The sequence below is a fragment of the Segatella copri genome (genome assembly GCF_019249655.2).
Taxonomy (GTDB): Bacteria; Bacteroidota; Bacteroidia; order Bacteroidales; family Bacteroidaceae; genus Prevotella.
The window spans coordinates 3,558,413-3,576,180 of sequence record NZ_CP137557.1; the positions used below are offsets into that span (position 1 = coordinate 3,558,413).

Genomic DNA, 17,768 nt, shown 5'->3' on the forward strand with positions numbered 1-17,768 from the left:
TACATATATGCGTTTATGAATATGTTCTTTTTGCCAGACTCTTAAAATGACGTTACATGAAAATTACTGTTGGTAACTACTCTTTTACCTTTGCAAAGACTTATCTTAATATTTTGTAAAATCACAGCATAAAATGTTGTTTTTCAGAAATTAGATTTAACTTTGCACTCGAAATCAAAGCGTTCTTTGTATATTGCAAAGTTGTGAAAGAAAAAGAATATAGCTCGTTTCTAAATCGTTAGCAGTTACATTCTTCAAAGCACTTAACTCGTTGATATTCAATTAATAAAAGATTTTGCTGTGACTCGCCACGTGGTAGGAATAGGTCTTGCTCGTTTCCGCCAACTTGCAGATGGTGATGAGATCGATACGAACACGATTCGTGCTCAGCAATGGGAAAAGGGTATCTCTTGCCCCATCCTCGTATTTCGCCATCAGCTCCAACGCCTCGGGCAGGAGTTTCACCCTGGCAAGTGTTCCGGTCTTCTTGCGGTTATAGATGAGCCATTTGTCGCCATCCTCCAACACCTTGACATTGGCTTTCGTGATGGAAACGGTGTCTATGAAGGCTGTTCCTGCATAGCAGGCGAAAAGAAACAGGTCACGGCTAACGGATAGTCTCGGCTTGTCTTCGGGCAGTTCCACATCACGGATTTTTATGAAATCAGACATGCTGAGAGCCTTGGGTGTCGTAACCCTTGGAGTGCCAACCCGATAATGGGCGAACAGCAGGTTCTTGCACAAGCCTCGCTCAAAGGCGATGCGGCACATCTTCTTGAAGAGCGACACATAGATGGTGATGGTTCCTGATGAAAAGCCTTTCTCGTCAAGCAAGTAATGGTGAAAGTCACTGATGAAAGGCTCGGTCAGCTGTCCGAAAGCCAAATCAGTCAACCTATACTTCTCCCCGATGAACTCAGCGAGATTCTTGCGAATCTTTCTGTAAGTCCAGACACTGCTCTTCGACATATCGATGCCCTCATGGGTGCTGAGTTCACTGATATGCTCGTCCACGAAGGAGAGAAGGGTGGTCTGTGTCTTGACGCTGCCCTGCAAAGCCTCCTTGACATCCTTAGCCTCGAAGTCCGTTCTCTTTTCCACAAGCACATCGAAAGCCTTTTGGATGGAAAGCAACAACTGCCCGATGTCCTTGTTGGTCTCCACGGCTTCCTTGCTCTTGCCCTCCAATCGGCTGGCACGGGGATTCCAAAGCGATGGAGTGCAAGACAACTTGCAGGAGAACTGCGCCATAGTCCTGTTCACCGTGATGCGTCCCATGATGGGAGCTTTTCCATTCTTGTCCATTCCGCTCTTTTTTAGGTAGAGCAACACCTTGAATTTTTCGATTTTCATAACGCTTACATTTTGAGTGTGCAAATATAATCATTTTGTAAGCGTTCCTTGATACGCAAAACATTGAGAATCAGCGCAATAAAATCCGTTGATGCACAAAGTTGCCTTTCCGCATTGTTACCTGCTTTGCATAGGTAACTGTGGCTCACGATTTAGTAACTGAACTACTTCAATATTCCTCACTCGCTTGCTTTATGCTGATTTGGCAACTTTGTGCAAATCTACTCATTCCCAACTGTTTACGTTCCAACCTCTCTTATTCTCCTTTGGCTGCTTTAGAGCTTTATGTTAAAAAAACTAACTCATAGTTTCCTTAAGGGAAAATCATAGTTTCTTAACTGAAACTCGTAGTTCCTTAAGGGAACATATTGCTGGCTTTCGGTCTTCGTTCTGCAGCATTCCTTGCCATCTATGATGACGCCCTCCGGTTATCAATGAAGATCAAAGCGAGGCATCTATTATCCCTTCAGAGGAGCCAACAGAGGAGCTGTCAAAGAAGCTTTCAGAGAAACCAACAGCGCAGCAGGGTTAACAGAGTTAACAGTTAACAGCTGAAAATGTATACCCCCCAACATAAAAAGAAGTATATATATATTTAAATATAATAATGTACGCAAGAGGGAGTAGGGAAAAACGGCTGTTAACTGTTAACCCTGTTAACCCTCTATAAACTTTCAACTATCAACTTTTAACTAAAACTAAACTTTTTTGCAAGAATGCTTGGTGGTATCGATTTTAATCCGTACTTTTGCCTTCAACTTATCAACAACAAAGAATCGAGATTCTAAAGAATCAAGAAATCAAAGAATCATGAAATCAAAGAATCAAAAATAAAAAGAAGCAGATGAATAAACTGAAATTTCATATAGTAGGGCTTACCCATAGCGATGTGAAGAATCACGAGGTGGAGTACGCCAAGCAAGCACTGGGCAAAACCATCTGTCTGGTGCCCGACGACGATAATGTCTGCGACTTAATTGCCGTAAGAGCTTATGATGAAGACGATGTTGCCGTGGGATTCGTGGGAGCATTGGAATCGGAAGATGTGAGAGCTGCCATCATCGCATCGCATGATGTAAGCTTGCGAACCACCTGCGTGGGATGGGGCAGCAAGGGCGAGAACGACAAGTCGGGACTTTACCTGAAGGTGGAGGCCATGATAAAGGCAACCGATGAAGAGCTGGAACTGGCACGAAGCAAGATGTATGATGATAGGGAGTATGACGACTGGCACTACACGGGTCCTATCCTTACCATCGATAAGCTGGCCCGATTCAGTGCCAGCACCCGAATGCTCGAAGATTTGATAGGGCACATCATCCGTATTCAGAATTCCCTCGAGGAGAACAGAAAGAATTCCCTCGAATCGAACCAAAAAGATGCGTTCGATGCGAACCAGAAGACTTCGTTCCTGGAACCATTGGCTTCTTCGGAGATAGAAGATCTCGAAAGTGAATTGGGCAATTTCCTGTTGGAAGCCAAGAAGCGTCTGCGTAAATTCCTGGAGAACCAGCGCAACGACTATTCCCGGGAAACCACCCAAGCCCGAAACCGACTCCTCAAGAAGCTTGCCCTGGTGAAGGATGAGGAGGTGCAGAAATTCAGAGAAGAACTGCTCACGGAGATGGGCTTCATCACCAGTTCCTCTTATCGCGAGAAGGCGGCGCTATGCTTCTTCGTGGATACGCCCACCGAAATCCTCGCCCGCCAGACGGGCACCTACGACTATCGCGACCAACTCGACCAGATAGAGCAGCAGCTGGAGGCATTCCCCTTCAATCTCTATCGCACGTTCAAGGCAGACCCCGTTGATTTTCTCCGTCAGGTGTTCTACAAGCGGGTGCCGAGACGCAAGATGCAGCAGCTGCTCTCGGGCATCATCCTGATGATCATGAACGGCAGGGTGAAGGATGTGAAGCAGTGGGGCAAGCACGGCAATGAGGAATCGTTGCTGGCGATGAAGACAGTGGGGAAGAAACCTGCGATTGGAGAGCATAAGGAGGAACTCAGGGAATTGGTGAAAAAGGCAGTCTTGAAGATTGCTGTTTATCAGAAGAGGGGATATTATGGCATGTTTCTTTCAAAAAAGGTCTATTGGTATCCTGTTTTCCGCCTGATGGGCGATTGGGAACTACTCCCATCCAATTCTCCTCAGTCGTTCTGTACTTTCTTGGAAGAGCTATTTGAAGGCAAAAAAATATCCGGTCCGAAAGCTCCTCTCTGCGGTAGGGATGATTTGAGGCAAGCAGGAGTCGCTCCCTTTTCTAACCATAAGGCATTGGAATGGAAATGTCTGCAGCAGGAAGAGCTTGTCAATACGCAGGAAGCAAAATTCAATCGTTATTGTGAGATTGTTGATATTTTTATGGGAATCTTGAGGGAAGAAGCCTTTAAGAAGGGTATTATTTTAGATGATTGGCTTAAGAAATAAGGGACGTTGGCAATGGATAGAAATCTGTTGCCAACGTTTTTTTTGTTTCTTCCTCGTTCTTTTTCTTTTTTCTTGCTTTTATCATGTTTTATACCTCTCTTTATCCCTTAATCTAAAAACTTTTATCCCTCTTCCCCCATATTTTTATACACCATCCGCTGGCAGAGGTATAATAATGGAGTTACTTTCTTTTTTGTTACCTTTGCATCGCTTTTCAAAATGGAGAGCGGCAGTTTTGGAAACAATCTGCCTATTAACTTTCAAACAAAATAAAAAAAAGAAAGAACTATGAAACAGTTATTATCCTTTGATGAGTGCAAGCAGATGAGCAGCCGTCTCATCGCCATGAACCCTAATCGCAATGCGAACATGGGTAAGATTTCTACTTATCTTCTCGATTACTACACCGAGCTTACCAAGCAGCCTTGGCTCGCCCAGCTCGTAGGGCAGATTCGCGACCTTACCGCCAAGCAGGAGGAGATGAAGGCGGGCGATGCCTACAAGCAGCTGGATAAGCAGGTGGGCTTCCTGAAGAAGCAGTTGCCGTTCCGTTCGCCTCACTACTTCCATTTCATCGACGACCATCGTGCCCAGAAGACCATCGACCCTGAGGCCTTTACCTTCCAAACCACCGTTGACATCGACAACCCGGAGGAGGTAGAGGTGGCCGTGAAGAATGCCCTGCTGCTGAACGGGATGTTTGATGATGCAGAGGAGAAGCTTTTCAGAGAGAAGATTTTCTCTGCCGATGACATCGAGCTTTGGAAGGGGAAAGTGCTTCACGTGGAACGTTCGGCTCGCAACAAGGCGCACATCGATATCCGTATCCCGGTGGGAATGACCATCGCCGAGGCGCAGAGTGCCTTCTGCAAGCTCATTCATGCCACCGAAGACCCTAGCTGCGTTACTCCCGAGCGCATCATCTTCATCACCGATGCAACCAGCCAAATCTATACTGCCGACGACTGGTACAAGCGCCTGGACGAGGAGGCCGTGGCAGAATATCGTGAGGCTTATAGAAAGAGAGGATTGGATATTGACGGCCGTCCGCTGGATATTTCATCATCATCTGCTCCAACCGTAGATTTCCAACCCATCGAGAGCGAGGAGGAGAAGGCGAGAAAGGCAGCCAATGCTGCGCAGTATGAGCAAACCTACGATGGAGTTCCTTATGAGGAGATTACCAAGGCGCTGGTGGAGCTGATGGGCGGTGCTCCTGCCCATGGCAACCGCAATAACTTCATCTATCGTGAAGCCTGCCTGCTCAGATACATCTGCAATAGCGAGGTGGCTTGGATAAAGCAGGTTATCGAAATCTTCGGCGAAGACGAGGCGAAGGCGTTCGCCTCTGTGGAGAATGCCTGCAAGGTGGCTCAATCCACGGAAATGCCGCAGCTCGTGAAGCAGGCGGTGGAGATTGCCCGCAAGAATTATCTCGCCAAGCAGGTCACCGAGAAGGCGGGAATCTACGCCGATGTTCCCCCTCAGATGCCTGCCAAGCTGCCTAAGCTCGTGAAGCTGCTCACCAGCAAGGTGCCTGCTGATTTCAAGCCAGCCGTGGCAATGGCGGTGTTCCCTCCGCTTGCCGCTCACCTCAAGGGCGTAAGCTTCAGATACACCGATAACCAGGTGCACGAGCCGGCAATGATGAATCTGCTGGTGGCAGCGATGTCTTCGGGCAAATCGCTGGTGAATGGGGCTATCGACTGCATCATCGACGACCTGGTGCAGATGGATAAGGTGAACCGCCAGAAGGAGCAGGATTGGAAGGATGAGGTGAGCACCATGGGCGACAACAAGAAAAAGCCGGTGCGCCCGGAGGATATCTGCATCCGAATCGTTTCGCCCGACCTTACCCGTGCTGCCTACATCCAGCGTCTCGACGATGTGCAGAAGGCTGGCGACGGCTTCCTCTACTGCAAGATGGACGAGGTGGATATGCTCAAGAAGTTCAACGACCCTAGTCAGCTGATTCGCTGCTGCTGGGATTGCTCGCTGGATGGTCAGGAGCGTGTAGGCGTAAAGAGCGTTACGGCGCAGGTGAAGACCCGTTTCAACTGGAATGCTTCGAGCACCATCGCCGTTACCCAGAAGTTCTTCTCGGTAAGAGAGGTGGCTGATGGCGCCGTGAGCCGCTTGTCGCTAGCCACTATCATCCGTCCCGATTTCGCTCCGCGTCCGGTGGTAGGCGAGTATGATGCCCTGTTCAAGGCGCAGCTGGCTCCTTACATTCATCATCTCAACGGCACCAGCGGTTTCAAGGATTGCAAGAAGGCGCGACTGCTCATCGAGCGACTGGAGAATGAGATTATGGAGACGGCTCAGCTGGCTTACAACAAGCCATACGCCGAGTTTGCCAAGCGTGGTTTGGCAAATGGTTTCCGCCGTGCGATGGTGCTTTATCTGGCTAATGGCGAGAAGTGGGAGAAGTCGATAGAGGATTTCATAGAGTGGAGCGTGAAGTATGATTTGTGGTGCAAGATGCGTTTCTTCGGCAATCAGATGCAGGAGGCGATAGATGCCGACAGCCGTATGGTTTATCATGCTACGGGTGTGAGCAATCTTCTGCTCTATGTTCACGATACCTTTGATAAGGTGGAGATTCAGCGTGTGTGTCAGATTCACGGCACGAAGACGAAACTTGCCATCTTGCTGTGCAACTGGAAGAAGCGTGGTTTCATCGTGAAGAACGAGGATGGCACCTTCTCGAAGACGGCTAAGTTCATAGGCAAGTATGGGCATTATGGAACGCCGGGAATGGCAGCGTAGAATAGATTAGGCACGGATCCGTGTAATCCGTGTCTGATTTTGTAACGAGAATGTAAAGGTACTTGACCTTTATCAAGAAATCGGGGGTTTCTGAAACTTTTCTTCTAAAATATTTGTGTGCGAACACAAAAGTTTGTATCTTTGCACCGGAATTAAGAAAGAAGGATAAAAGATTGTTAGTTCAGGTAACATAAAGTATTGGTTATAAGGAAGAAAGATTGTTAGAGTAAGGATAACGAAGGTATTAGATAGGATAAACGAAGGTATTAGATAAGGTGAAAGATTGGAGAAGCAGGGTAACGTTGAAAGATTGTTAATATAAAGGATAATGTTTAATTTAAAGTAAAGAAAGGAAAAGTTATGTTAGTATTAGGAATTGCATTCGCAGCAGTAGTAGCATTCGCTGCAACAGTTGGCGCAGCAAGCAACAAGCTCGCTTAAGTAAAAGCCAACGAGGTAATGAACTTTATGAAGTTCAACGACTTTAAGAAGTTCAGGTATTTAAAAGTAAAGAACATTAAAAGTTCAAAAACAGTAATTGAAGCAAAGCAGGAAGCCAAATGGGCTTCCAGAATGTAGGAGGGGAGCCAATGGGGCTTTCCGGATGAGGAGCGGATGATGCTCCTTTTTTCGTTTAACAACAAAAAATCAGACATACATTATATAAAAAGGAATCGGGCGGTTAACAGGTTAACAGTTAACAGCCCGATTTTCTTTGTTTATACCCCTATTCGAGGATGATTTTGAGATTTACCACATAGAAGAAATTACGTAACTTATTGATATGTAGGTAAATCTATCTCTTTTGAATTTATTTCCCAAGATATGGCTTCAGGATTCTAACCCAGTTCTGGTAGCCTTTTCCGAGCAGATGCAAGCCATCGTTGGTATAATCTGGGTTCATGTCCTGGGTTCCAGGAGCCACGAACTCAGAGAAGAGGTCGATGTAGGTCAAGCCGCGGCGGTTGGCGATGTCCTTGATCAGGGCATTGAGGGCAGGAACATCCTTCTTGCGGTTCATGTGGGTAACAAACATGTTGAACTTTGGGTTCAGCGGCAGAACGCTCTGCAGATAGAGTCGGGTAGAAGGAGATTCGTTCTTGATTCGCTCGGCAATCTCATCGATGTCCTTGGCGATGTCCTCGACGCTGCGACCGCCGGCGAGGTCGTTAATGCCAATCAAGAGGAAGATCTTGGCTGGCTTGCCCTTGGTGATGACGTGGAGGCGGTCGAGAAGGGTGTCGGCTCTATCGCCGCTGATTCCTCGGTTCTTGACGTGTGGGTTGCCAAGTAACTCTGCCCATTCACCTCCGTTGGTGATGCTGTTGCCCAGGAAGATGATGTCCTTCTTGCTGGTTGGAAGAACTTCAAAGAGCGTAGCTCTCTGATCAAAGAAAGTTGTGTGCTTGCGTCCTTGAGCCTGTAAGGTAGTGCAGGCACAGAGGAGGCAGATTGATAACATGATTTTTTTCATCATAAATTTTATATTAAGTTAGTTATTAATGCGTATTTTTAAAGCTTTTGCCCTTACAGGGCGCAGGGCGAAATGCTGTTTATACCCAGGGTGTTGCCCTGGGAGGGCACTGAAAAAGGTACCCAATTTTAAGTTGCATAGCTTGTTTTTGAACTTTAATTCTTGTCCAAGAAGCATTTCATCTTTTAAAAGTGGAATACTTTTTTGGACAGGAATATAGCCCCAAATAGCTTTCTATAGCCTTTCTGGCGCTTAATTCGGCAATATATAGAGGAATCTACTTCCCCCCTTATGCATTTTGCATCAATTTGATGATTCTTTTCACATTTGCAGCGAAAATAGTCAAAGCACCCTGCATTTCCATGCACGACAAACCGTATGACAGGGCTCTGTCATATCCTAAGACATTCTTAAGTTCGGAGTTCTTGGCTTCTATCTTGTATCGTTTCCTCTGAAGATTTATAAACTCTTCTGTTTTTTGATATTCGATTTGCTCCAACTGTTCATCCGATTTGATGGTAACCGCATATGTTTTTGTCTTGGCTCCTTCCTTGTAGCAACCTTCACGCAATGGACAGACCTTGCATTTGTCCACATCAAAATAATAGGTAATGCTGGAGTTTCTGTGACGCTTGTCATTTTTGCGATTATTCATCTCTTTCCATTTCGCCAGATGCCCTGCTGGGCAGACGTACAGATCTGCATCCTTGTTGTATTCAAAAGGGAGTTTGTTTGTTCGATTACCGTCAATTACAGAGCTTAAACGAGCAGAGAGGCGCATATTGTTTTCCTTTGCCATTTTGAGATTCTCCTTGCTGGAATATGCCTTATCTGCTACTATGGAATCAACTTCCATTCCTGCTTCCTCTGTCTTTTTTATCAATTCCGGCAATTGCTGTCCATCACCCTTCTCGCCGGAGGTGACGGTAGCTGCGGTGATAATTCTCTCATCGCTCATAGCTATATGCGTCTTATAGCCAAAGAATGAAGAATGCGCTGTTTTATGTCCTGTACGGGCATCTTCATCTTTTGATATTACGCCTCGGGTCTCTGCATCGGAAATGGTTTCTTTCAGCATGTTAAGACGTTCCTTGACTGCAGGCATATTGGCAGTTGCAGCGTCAGCTTCTACTGTTGCAACTATTGTTTTGGCAGCAGTCATGATAGAAGAATACTTCTTTTCTTTTGGAAGCTCAGGCAATTCCATGCTGTCATCTACAGAATCAACGACCTTGATTACGTCCTTGCAATAATACTCCAAACTCTTTGCTGCACTGATAGGGTTGGAACGAGAATGCGTATGGGTTGCATCAACAATGATGGTTCTAGACTTGAGGACACCAGCTTCTATAGCAATAGAAACAGTCTTCTTGATGAGAAGATCCAACAGGTCCATATCCTTCAGGCGAAGTCGACGGAATTTGGTCAAGGAACTAGGATTAATCAGATTAGTCTCCTCAGGAGTTAATCCCAAGAAGTACTTAAACGACATATCATAGCGAGTACGTTCAACAACATCAACATCCGATATGTTATAGATTACCTTTAAAAGAAGATACTTAAACATACGGATAGGACTCTCTGCTGTACGACCATTGTCATGACAATACTTGTCCTGCAATTCCTGGTATACGAAACTAAAGTCCACCAGGTCAGTAATCTGGCGGAGCAGGTTGTCTTTTGGGATAATCAAGTCATACAAACTTGAATAATCACTGAATGATATGGTCTGTTGTTGCTCTAGCATAATCCTTGTATTTTCCTACAAAGATACAAAAAATATTGCACATATGCAACTTTTGGGTACACTATTTCAAAGATCGAATGTTAAACTAACATAACCAATGAAGGGACTTTTTCAGTGCCCTCCCTGGGCTAGGAGCTTCTGCCCTTACAGGGCGTGTGGGGCAATGGCTTCTGCTTTTTGCTTTTTGCTTTGCTTTCTGTTTCAAGAACTACTTGAAAATCAGGGTGGTGAGCCTGTCTTTATCAAACAGTTCCTGAGCCACGGCTTGAATCTGGGCGGCGGTAATCTCATCCACCTGCTCGTAGAGGCGGTCAACGTTCTTCTCCCAGCCATAGTGCAGGAAGCTCTTGCCGAAGTCGAGGGCGAAGTTCTCGCGGTTGTCGCAAGCCACGCCTATCTGGCCCTTTATCTGCTTCTTGGCGGCCTTGAGCTGGGCGTCGCTCAATGGTTTCTGCATGAACTTATCCAGCTCCTTGCGAACCAGGCGGAGGCAGCGCTTCACGTCGTGCTCATCGCAGCCGAAATAGATGCTCCAGGTGCCCGTGTCTCCATAGGAAACCATCGTGCTTTCTACGGTGTAAACCAAGCCGTTGTGCTCTCTGAGGGCGAGGTTCAGTTTGGCGTTCATGCCAGGTCCTCCCAGCATATTATTAAGCAGATAGAGCGGCATTCGGCGGTCGTCGTTCACATCGTAAGCCCGGGTTCCAATCATCACATGAGCCTGATGGGTATTCTTCTGCATCACAATCGTTTGCCCGGCAGGCGAACCCATCGGATCCATCGACCCCATCGAATCTATCGCTCCCCTAGAAATCTGCGTCATCTGCGGAGCCTGCGACATCTGCGTAATCTCAGAATCCCGTGCCCCCGCGAATCCCGTGTCTCCCGTTTCTCCCGAGAAATCTGCGTCATCTGCGAAATCTGCGTGACAACCCTTCTCAGCAAGCTTGCCCGAACTATCATCTGTGAGCGCCTTCCCGATAAGCTTCACCAGTTTCTTGAAATCAATATCCCCATAAGCGAAGAATATCGCATTATCCGGCCGGTAAAGCTTCCTTGTGAAGCGCAGCGCATCCTCCGTCTTGAAAGCCCGAACCTGCTCGGCTGTGCCCAGAATATTATGCCCCAGCGGCGAACCCTTGAAGAGGATATTCTCGAACTCATCATATATCAGTTCGGCTGGCGAATCATTATAGCTCTCTATCTCATCGCAGATTACCTCCACCTCCTTATCTATCTCCGCCTGCGGATAAACCGAGTGGAAGACGATGTCGGAAAGCAAATCCACGGCTCTTGCGATGTGCTCCTTCAGGATGGCAGAGTAATACACCGTGCCCTCCTTGTTGGTGTAGGCATTCAGGTCGCCGCCCACACTCTCCAGACAGTTGAGAATGTGCCAGGCTTTTCTGCGTTCGGTGCCCTTGAAGGTGACGTGCTCGCAGAAATGAGCCAAGCCCTCTTCGCCCGGCTCCTCGTTGCGGGTGCCGGCATTTATCTGGTAGCCGCAATACACCACCTTGCTGTCCGATGGCAGGTGGATGATGCGGAGTCCGTTGTCTAATGTATAAGTATTGTATTTCATTTCAAGGTGCAAAGTTACATTGAAAATGTAATTTATCCAAAATATTGAGCATTTATTTTGCATTATCGCCAAAAAGACTTATCTTTGTCCCCAAAAAAATATAAAAGAGACATAAAACAATGCGTAAGGTTATAGGAATAGGAGAGACCGTGCTTGACATCATCTTCAAGAACGGCAAGCCGATAGAGGCAGTACCGGGTGGCTCATCGTTCAATGCAGTCATCTCGTTGGGACGTTCGGGCGTGAACGCTTCGTTTATCAGCGAGGCGGGCAACGACCGTATTGGTGAGTATGTGATTCAGTTTCTGAGAGATAACGGCGTGAATGCCGACAATGTGAGCATCTTTCCGGAATCGAAGTCGCCGCTCTCGCTGGCGTTCCTCGACGAGAACAACAATGCCGACTACATCTTCTACAAGGACCATCCCCACGACCAGCTGGAGTTTGCCACTCCCGAAATCAATCCTGGCGACATCGTGCTCTTCGGTTCGTTCTTCGCCCTGAATCCGGTGGTTCGTCCTCAGGTGGCCGGTTTCCTGGAGTACGCCAAGAATCACGGTGCCATCCTCTATTACGACATCAACTTCCGTGCTTCTCATCAGAATGAGATCATGAAGATTACGCCTAATCTGATAGAGAACCTGGAGCACGCCGATTTTGTGCGTGGCAGCCACGAGGACTTCGGAATCCTCTACAAGAAACCGGAGGCAGACAAGGTGTATAATGCCGAAATCAGTTTCTACTGCAAGAAGTTTATCTGCACCCAGGGCGCTGAGCCTGTGGAGGTGAGAGCCGAGAACGGCTTTGCCAAGAGTTATCCTTCGGAGAAGATGAAGCCGGTGAGCACCATCGGAGCCGGCGATAACTTCAATGCCGGTTTCGTATTCGGACTGATCAAGGATGGAATCACCCGCGAGGATATCGACCGTGGCTTATCTGAGGCACAATGGGATAGCCTCCTGAAGAGTGCCCAGGAGTTCTCCACCGAATGCTGCAAGGACATATACAATTATGTTTCCAAGGAATTTGGAGAGCAAAAGAAGAAGGAATTATAAAAATATATAGATTATGACTGAGATTACAAACAAGATTTATTACGTAGGCGTTAACGACCGCAACAAGCATCGTTTCGAGGGCCTCTGGCCTTTGCCTAATGGAGTGAGCTACAACTCTTATATCATTGACGATGAGAAGGTAGCGCTGGTAGATACAGTAGAGGTAGATTTCTTCACCCAGTTCCTGGAGAACATCCACGAGGTGATTGGCGACCGCGAAATCGATTACCTCATCATCAACCACATGGAACCTGACCACAGCGGCTCCATCGCCCTCATCAAGAAATATTACCCTAACATCAAGATTGTGGGCAACAAGAAGACCCTGGGAATGCTGGAAGGCTTCTATGGCGTAACTGATGATGTGGTAGAGGTGAAGAATGGCGAAACCCTCTCTCTGGGCAACCACGAGCTGAGCTTCGTTCTCATCCCTATGGTTCACTGGCCAGAGACCATGGTAACCCTCGATGCAAAGAACAAGGTGCTCTTCTCGGGCGATGCGTTCGGCTGCTTCGGTGCGCTGAACGGCGGCATCATCGATACGGAAATCAACTGCGAGACTTTCTGGCTGGAGATGGTTCGCTACTACTCAAACATTGTGGGTAAGTATGGAATCCCTGTTCAGAATGCCTTGAAGAAGTTGGCTGGCGTGGAGCTGGATTACATCTGCTCAACCCATGGTCCGGTTTGGCACGAGCATATTGAGAAGGTTATCGGCATGTATGATAAGATGTCGAAGTACGAGACGGAGCCGGGCTTGGTTATCTGCTACGGCACCATGTACGGCAACACCGAGCGTATGGCTGAAATCATCGCCCGTGCAGCAAGCAAGGCTGGCGTGAAGAACATCGTAATGTACAACATCTCGAAGACTCACCACAGCTACATCCTGCGCGACATCTTCCGCTACAAGGGTCTCATCGTGGGTGCTCCAACCTACAATGCCGGTCTTTATCACGAGATGGAGGTTCTCCTCTCCGAGCTTGCCAATAAGGACGTCAAGAACCACCTTCTTGGCTGGTACGGCTCTCATTGCTGGGCAAGCAAGGCTGTGGCTAAGATTCAGGAGTGGAACGAAACCAAGCTCCACTATGAGCCAGTGGGCGAGCCGGTGGATATGAAGCAGGCGATTACTCCAGAGGTAAAGGCGCAGTGCGAGGCTCTGGGTAAGGCGATGGCTGAGAAGCTGCTGGCGGAATAAAATCAGAATCTATTCATTCCGAATGAAAGGTTTCGGGAGAAAGTATTCGTTCGGAATGAAAGATTTCTGAAAAATTGTTCATCCTGAATGAAAGATTTTCGGCTTTTTCTTGCTGCTTTCAGATATTTTTCTTATTTTTGCCCACAAATCATAAAATAGTGGAGCAATGAAAGAACTGTTGAAACGAATTATATTTGAGCAGCAGGAAAACTGCAAGCATCTTATGCAGGATGCTATCCCTCGACACATAGAAGAGGAATGGCTTACCACCACGGAAATCCTTATCATAACTGGTGTAAGACGATGTGGAAAGTCGGTGTTGCTGCAGCAACTGCGTGATAAGTTGGAGGAGAAAGATTTCTTCTTCAATTTTGACGATGAGCGTCTTGTAAACTTTAAGCTTGAAGATTTTGCAACCTTGCAGGAATGCTTCTTTGAGCTTTTCGGTGAGCAGCACACCTATTACTTTGATGAGATTCAAAACATTGCGGGTTGGGAAACCTTTGTCAGACGTCTTTACAATGAAGGCAATAAGGTGGTGGTGACAGGATCCAATGCCCGGATGCTGAGCAAGGAGATGGGCACTCACCTCACAGGGCGTTATATCTCTGTGGAGGTTTATCCTTTCTCTTTTGCCGAATACCTGCAGCTGGAGCATATTGAGCCTTCGCAGAAAGATTTCTATCTGATGGCGAGTCGTTCCAAACTGTTGGGACATTTCCGTGATTTCTTGGAGAGGGGTGGTTTCCCGAAGTATCTTCAGACGGGTTCCGTCAGTTACCTGTCCTCACTTTATGAGAGCATTATCTTCCGGGATGTGATGGCTCGCAATGGTCTTACAAACGACAAGGAAATTAAAGAACTTGCATTTTATCTTGCCAGCAATGCCACCAAGCGTGTTACCTATAACTCGCTGGGAAAGATAGTGGGCATTCGCCATCCCGAAACTATCAAGAACTATCTGGAATATATTCAGCAAACCTACATGATATTCCAGTTGTTGAAGTATGCTCCATCGGTAAAGACCCAGATGTTGAGCCCGAAGAAGGTGTATTTTATAGATAATGCCATCATCAGCAGGATGGGTTTCAATGTCACGGATAACAATGGTGTAAAACTGGAGAATGCCGTTTTCATCGAATTGCTGCGAAGGGGTTACGACTTGTTCTACCATGCCGACAAGAAAGAGTGCGACTTTGTGGTGAGAGAAGGTGTAAGGATTACCCAGGCTTACCAGGTTACGGTGAAGATGGATGATGAGAAGACTCGCAAGCGTGAAATAGAGGGCTTGCAAGAGGCGATGGAAATCTATGATTTGTCTGAGGGTTACATCATTACGCTGAATGAGAAAGAGGAGCTTACCGTGGATGGTAAGGCGGTGCATATAATTCCTGCTTGGGAATGGATGCTGAAGTAATTTTCTTTTTGAGCGGGAAGGTGATAAGAAATAAAGTTTCAGAGCGGAAGAACAACTGGGGTTAACAGAGTTAACAGTTAACAGTTGTTTTTCCGCTCTTTCTTTTGTTTCTGAGTATTTCGTTTATAGGCTTCTATTCCTTCCTTAATATCAAAAATGTGCAAGTTTGCCGAAAAATCATATTAATGGGAATTTTCAACTATCACCTTTAACTCTTCCAGGTTATCCGCTACTTCTATCACATCTCGCCAATTGCCACGAATCATGCTTTTCTCTGCCATATCGTCCAAAAGGGCGATGGTGGAGTTCCAGAAGCCTTTCATGTTGTAGAGAATCATCATCTTGTGGTGGTAGCCGATGGTGTGGGCGGCGGCGATGGTGAAGATTTCATCCAGGGTGCCGATGCCGCCAGGAAGGGCTACGAAGATGTCGCTCTGGGCAAGCATCAGGTCCTTGCGGTCGCTGAGATTATCACACGGAATCTCGATGTCGAGGTCAGGGAAGGTTCTGCCGCCTCGCTCTACAAGCGTAGGAACCACACCGATGGTTCTGCCGCCATTCGCCTTCACCGCCTTGCCGATGCAATCCATCAGACCAGAGTTGCAGCCGCCGAAAACCAGGTCGTGGCCGTTTTCTGCCATCCACTTTCCCATCTCTTCAGTCATCGTGAAGAAGTCGGGGTCGATATTCTTATTTGCTGAACAAAAAACTGCTATTTTCATGTCTTTATTTTCTATTTGATGATGTTTTATCTGTTGTTTATTGATGTTTTATCTGTTGTTTATTGATGTTTTATCTTCTATTTGATGATGTTTTATCCGTTATTTATAGATGTTTAGGCAAAGGTACGCAAAAATTTCGAGATTATTGGGCTCTTTTTGCGGATAATTTCTTAATTTTGCAAACTATAACTAATCTTATAAACAGGAAGATAGATTTCTTCTCGACAAATTATAAACAGAAAGATAGAATGAAAAGGATTATCACATATAGTATTATTGCATTGTTGCAGGCGTCGGTGGCGCTTGCTCAGACCTCTGTATCGCTTGCACAAACCCCTGTGTCGCATGCGCAAACCCCTTCGAAGCCGAAGCTTCAGAAGCGAGAGAAGTATGAATGGCAGGGAGAGATTCCTACCTATGTAGAAACGCTGAAGAAGGAACTGACGTATCCGATGGCTTGGGGAAACAGTCCGATTAAGAACTTCAAAAAATGGAAGAAGGCGGCAAGAGCGAAGGTGTTTGAATGTATGATGACGTCTCCGAAAGCGGCTGCGGCTTGGGATATGGAAGTATTGGGCGAGGAACGGAGAGACGGATATAAGGCGCAGAAAATCGCCTTTAATATCAACGCCTATTCCCGAATTACGGCTTATCTCCTGATTCCGGATGGCAAGGGCCCGTTCCCAACAGTCAATGCGCTTCATGATCATGGTGCTCATCTCTTTATAGGAAAGGAGAAGATGATTCGTCCTTTCTTTACTCCGGAAGAGAAAGATGCTCCGGAGAAGCAGGCGCTCTGTCAGGAGATTCTTGATGATGCAGATGCGTGGGCAAAACAGCTTTACGATAATCAGTATGTGGGCGATTATCTGGCGAAACATGGCTACGTGGTCTTTTCTGCAGATGCTCCGATGTGGGGAGAACGAGGCCGGAAGGAAGGCGTGGATAGAAACAAATACGACCTGATAGCCGGCAACATGATGATGCTGGGTAGAGACCTCTCTGCCTTCATGACTTACGATGATATTTCCAGCACCGAGTTCCTGGCTTCGCTGCCGATGGTGGATGCGAAGCGTATCGGATGCGTAGGCTGTTCGATGGGAGCCTATCGTTCGTGGATGCTCTCGGCTTTATCGGATAGAATCAAGGCGGGTGCTTCCATCTGCTGGATGATTACCACCGATGTTCAACTTACCCGGAGATTCGGAAGAAAGGAAAATGGCGGCTTTGCGAATTGCATCCCGGGGTTGAGGCAATATCTCGACTATCCTCACATCGCCTCCCTCGCTTGTCCGAAGCCGATGCTCTTCATCAATGGCACAAAAGACAAGCTCTTCCCTGTACCTGGTGTAAAAGATGCTTTCACCGAAATGCACAAGGTTTGGAAGAGTCAGGGGGCTGATAATCTGCTTGATACGGAGCTTTGGGATATTCCTCATTCCTGCGGCTTGAAGGCGCAGGAGAAAATGCTGGAGTTTCTGGATAAGAATTTGAAATAGGGGTTAACAGAGTTAACAGTTAACAGCTGTTTTTCTGTACCTTCTCCTCTTAAATATCAAAAGTCTACTACGCTAACGCCATTTTTTAAGGGGTTAGCGTAGTAGACTTTTGTATTTTTACTTGTGTACTTATTCCATTATTCCCGATTATGCGGCTTGGTTAATCAGGCGCAGGGAGTTGTTCAGGCAAGCTACAGGAACGAAGAAGACTCTCCATTTAACAATGATAACTTCGTATGGTGTAGAGCATAATGCTGGTTGGCAAAACATTCAGAACGAGGTGGTGCTGGATGATTTGTTCAAAGTAGAATAGATAAAGGGCTTTTGTGGCTGTTTGTGTGCCTTCACACAACAGAATCTTTATGTTTCTTGAAAAAAATAATCGGAAATGATACGACTTTCCGATTATTTTCATTACCTTTGCACGCAGATACCCGTTCGCTCACGCCGAGTTGATGCTTTTCTTCCTTTTTAAAGGGGAGATGGTTGAGACGAGGACTTGGGAGGGTAGAGGTATC

Annotated in this window: 11 protein-coding genes; 6 read left to right on the forward strand and 5 right to left on the reverse strand. The window is 46.7% G+C overall.

Annotation, left to right across the window (positions count from 1 at the left end):
* Positions 1-282: 282 nt before the first annotated feature.
* A complete protein-coding gene (locus tag KUA49_RS14630) occupies positions 283-1,353 on the reverse strand; it encodes a site-specific integrase (protein ID WP_318331631.1) in 1,071 nt (356 codons plus the stop codon).
* Between the two features lie 844 nt (positions 1,354-2,197).
* Between KUA49_RS14630 and KUA49_RS14635 the strand changes: the two genes are divergently transcribed.
* The gene (locus KUA49_RS14635) at positions 2,198-3,784 is read left to right on the forward strand and encodes a hypothetical protein (protein ID WP_218413583.1); all 1,587 of its coding nucleotides are present in this window, start codon (positions 2,198-2,200) and stop codon (positions 3,782-3,784) included.
* 288 nt (positions 3,785-4,072) lie between these two features.
* A complete protein-coding gene (locus KUA49_RS14640) occupies positions 4,073-6,553 on the forward strand; it encodes a hypothetical protein (RefSeq protein ID WP_218413582.1) in 2,481 nt (826 codons plus the stop codon).
* Positions 6,554-7,364: 811 nt separating this feature from the next.
* On the opposite strand, the gene KUA49_RS14645 is transcribed toward KUA49_RS14640, so the two are convergent.
* The 3 genes from KUA49_RS14645 to KUA49_RS14655 form a co-directional block, all read right to left on the reverse strand.
* Positions 7,365-8,027 carry a GDSL-type esterase/lipase family protein gene (locus KUA49_RS14645; protein ID WP_218413584.1) on the reverse strand — a complete coding sequence of 221 codons (663 nt, stop codon included), beginning with the start codon at positions 8,025-8,027 and terminating at the stop codon, positions 7,365-7,367.
* Between the two features lie 289 nt (positions 8,028-8,316).
* Positions 8,317-9,774 carry an IS1182 family transposase gene (locus KUA49_RS14650; protein ID WP_218413607.1) on the reverse strand — a complete coding sequence of 486 codons (1,458 nt, stop codon included), beginning with the start codon at positions 9,772-9,774 and terminating at the stop codon, positions 8,317-8,319.
* 208 nt (positions 9,775-9,982) lie between these two features.
* Positions 9,983-11,356, reverse strand: a complete 1,374-nt coding sequence (locus tag KUA49_RS14655) for a M16 family metallopeptidase (protein ID WP_218413548.1) — start codon at positions 11,354-11,356, stop codon at positions 9,983-9,985.
* A 119-nt stretch (positions 11,357-11,475) separates the two neighbouring features.
* Between KUA49_RS14655 and KUA49_RS14660 the strand changes: the two genes are divergently transcribed.
* The 3 genes from KUA49_RS14660 (at position 11,476) to KUA49_RS14670 (ending at position 15,029) form a co-directional block, all read left to right on the forward strand.
* Positions 11,476-12,411: a carbohydrate kinase family protein gene (locus tag KUA49_RS14660; protein ID WP_217763629.1), complete on the forward strand. Its 936-nt coding sequence runs from the start codon at positions 11,476-11,478 to the stop codon at positions 12,409-12,411.
* 13 nt (positions 12,412-12,424) lie between these two features.
* The gene (locus KUA49_RS14665; RefSeq protein ID WP_040553662.1) at positions 12,425-13,612 is read left to right on the forward strand and encodes an FprA family A-type flavoprotein; all 1,188 of its coding nucleotides are present in this window, start codon (positions 12,425-12,427) and stop codon (positions 13,610-13,612) included.
* A 166-nt stretch (positions 13,613-13,778) separates the two neighbouring features.
* Positions 13,779-15,029, forward strand: coding sequence for an ATP-binding protein (locus KUA49_RS14670; protein WP_218413547.1), 1,251 nt, complete (start codon positions 13,779-13,781; stop codon positions 15,027-15,029).
* A 182-nt stretch (positions 15,030-15,211) separates the two neighbouring features.
* Here KUA49_RS14670 and KUA49_RS14675 read toward each other — a convergent pair whose 3' ends face one another.
* The gene (locus KUA49_RS14675; protein ID WP_218413546.1) at positions 15,212-15,751 is read right to left on the reverse strand and encodes a TIGR00730 family Rossman fold protein; all 540 of its coding nucleotides are present in this window, start codon (positions 15,749-15,751) and stop codon (positions 15,212-15,214) included.
* A gap of 248 nt (positions 15,752-15,999) precedes the next feature.
* Here KUA49_RS14675 and KUA49_RS14680 point away from each other — a divergent pair, with 248 nt between their 5' ends.
* A complete protein-coding gene (locus KUA49_RS14680; protein ID WP_218413545.1) occupies positions 16,000-17,250 on the forward strand; it encodes an alpha/beta hydrolase family protein in 1,251 nt (416 codons plus the stop codon).
* Positions 17,251-17,768 lie beyond the last annotated feature (518 nt).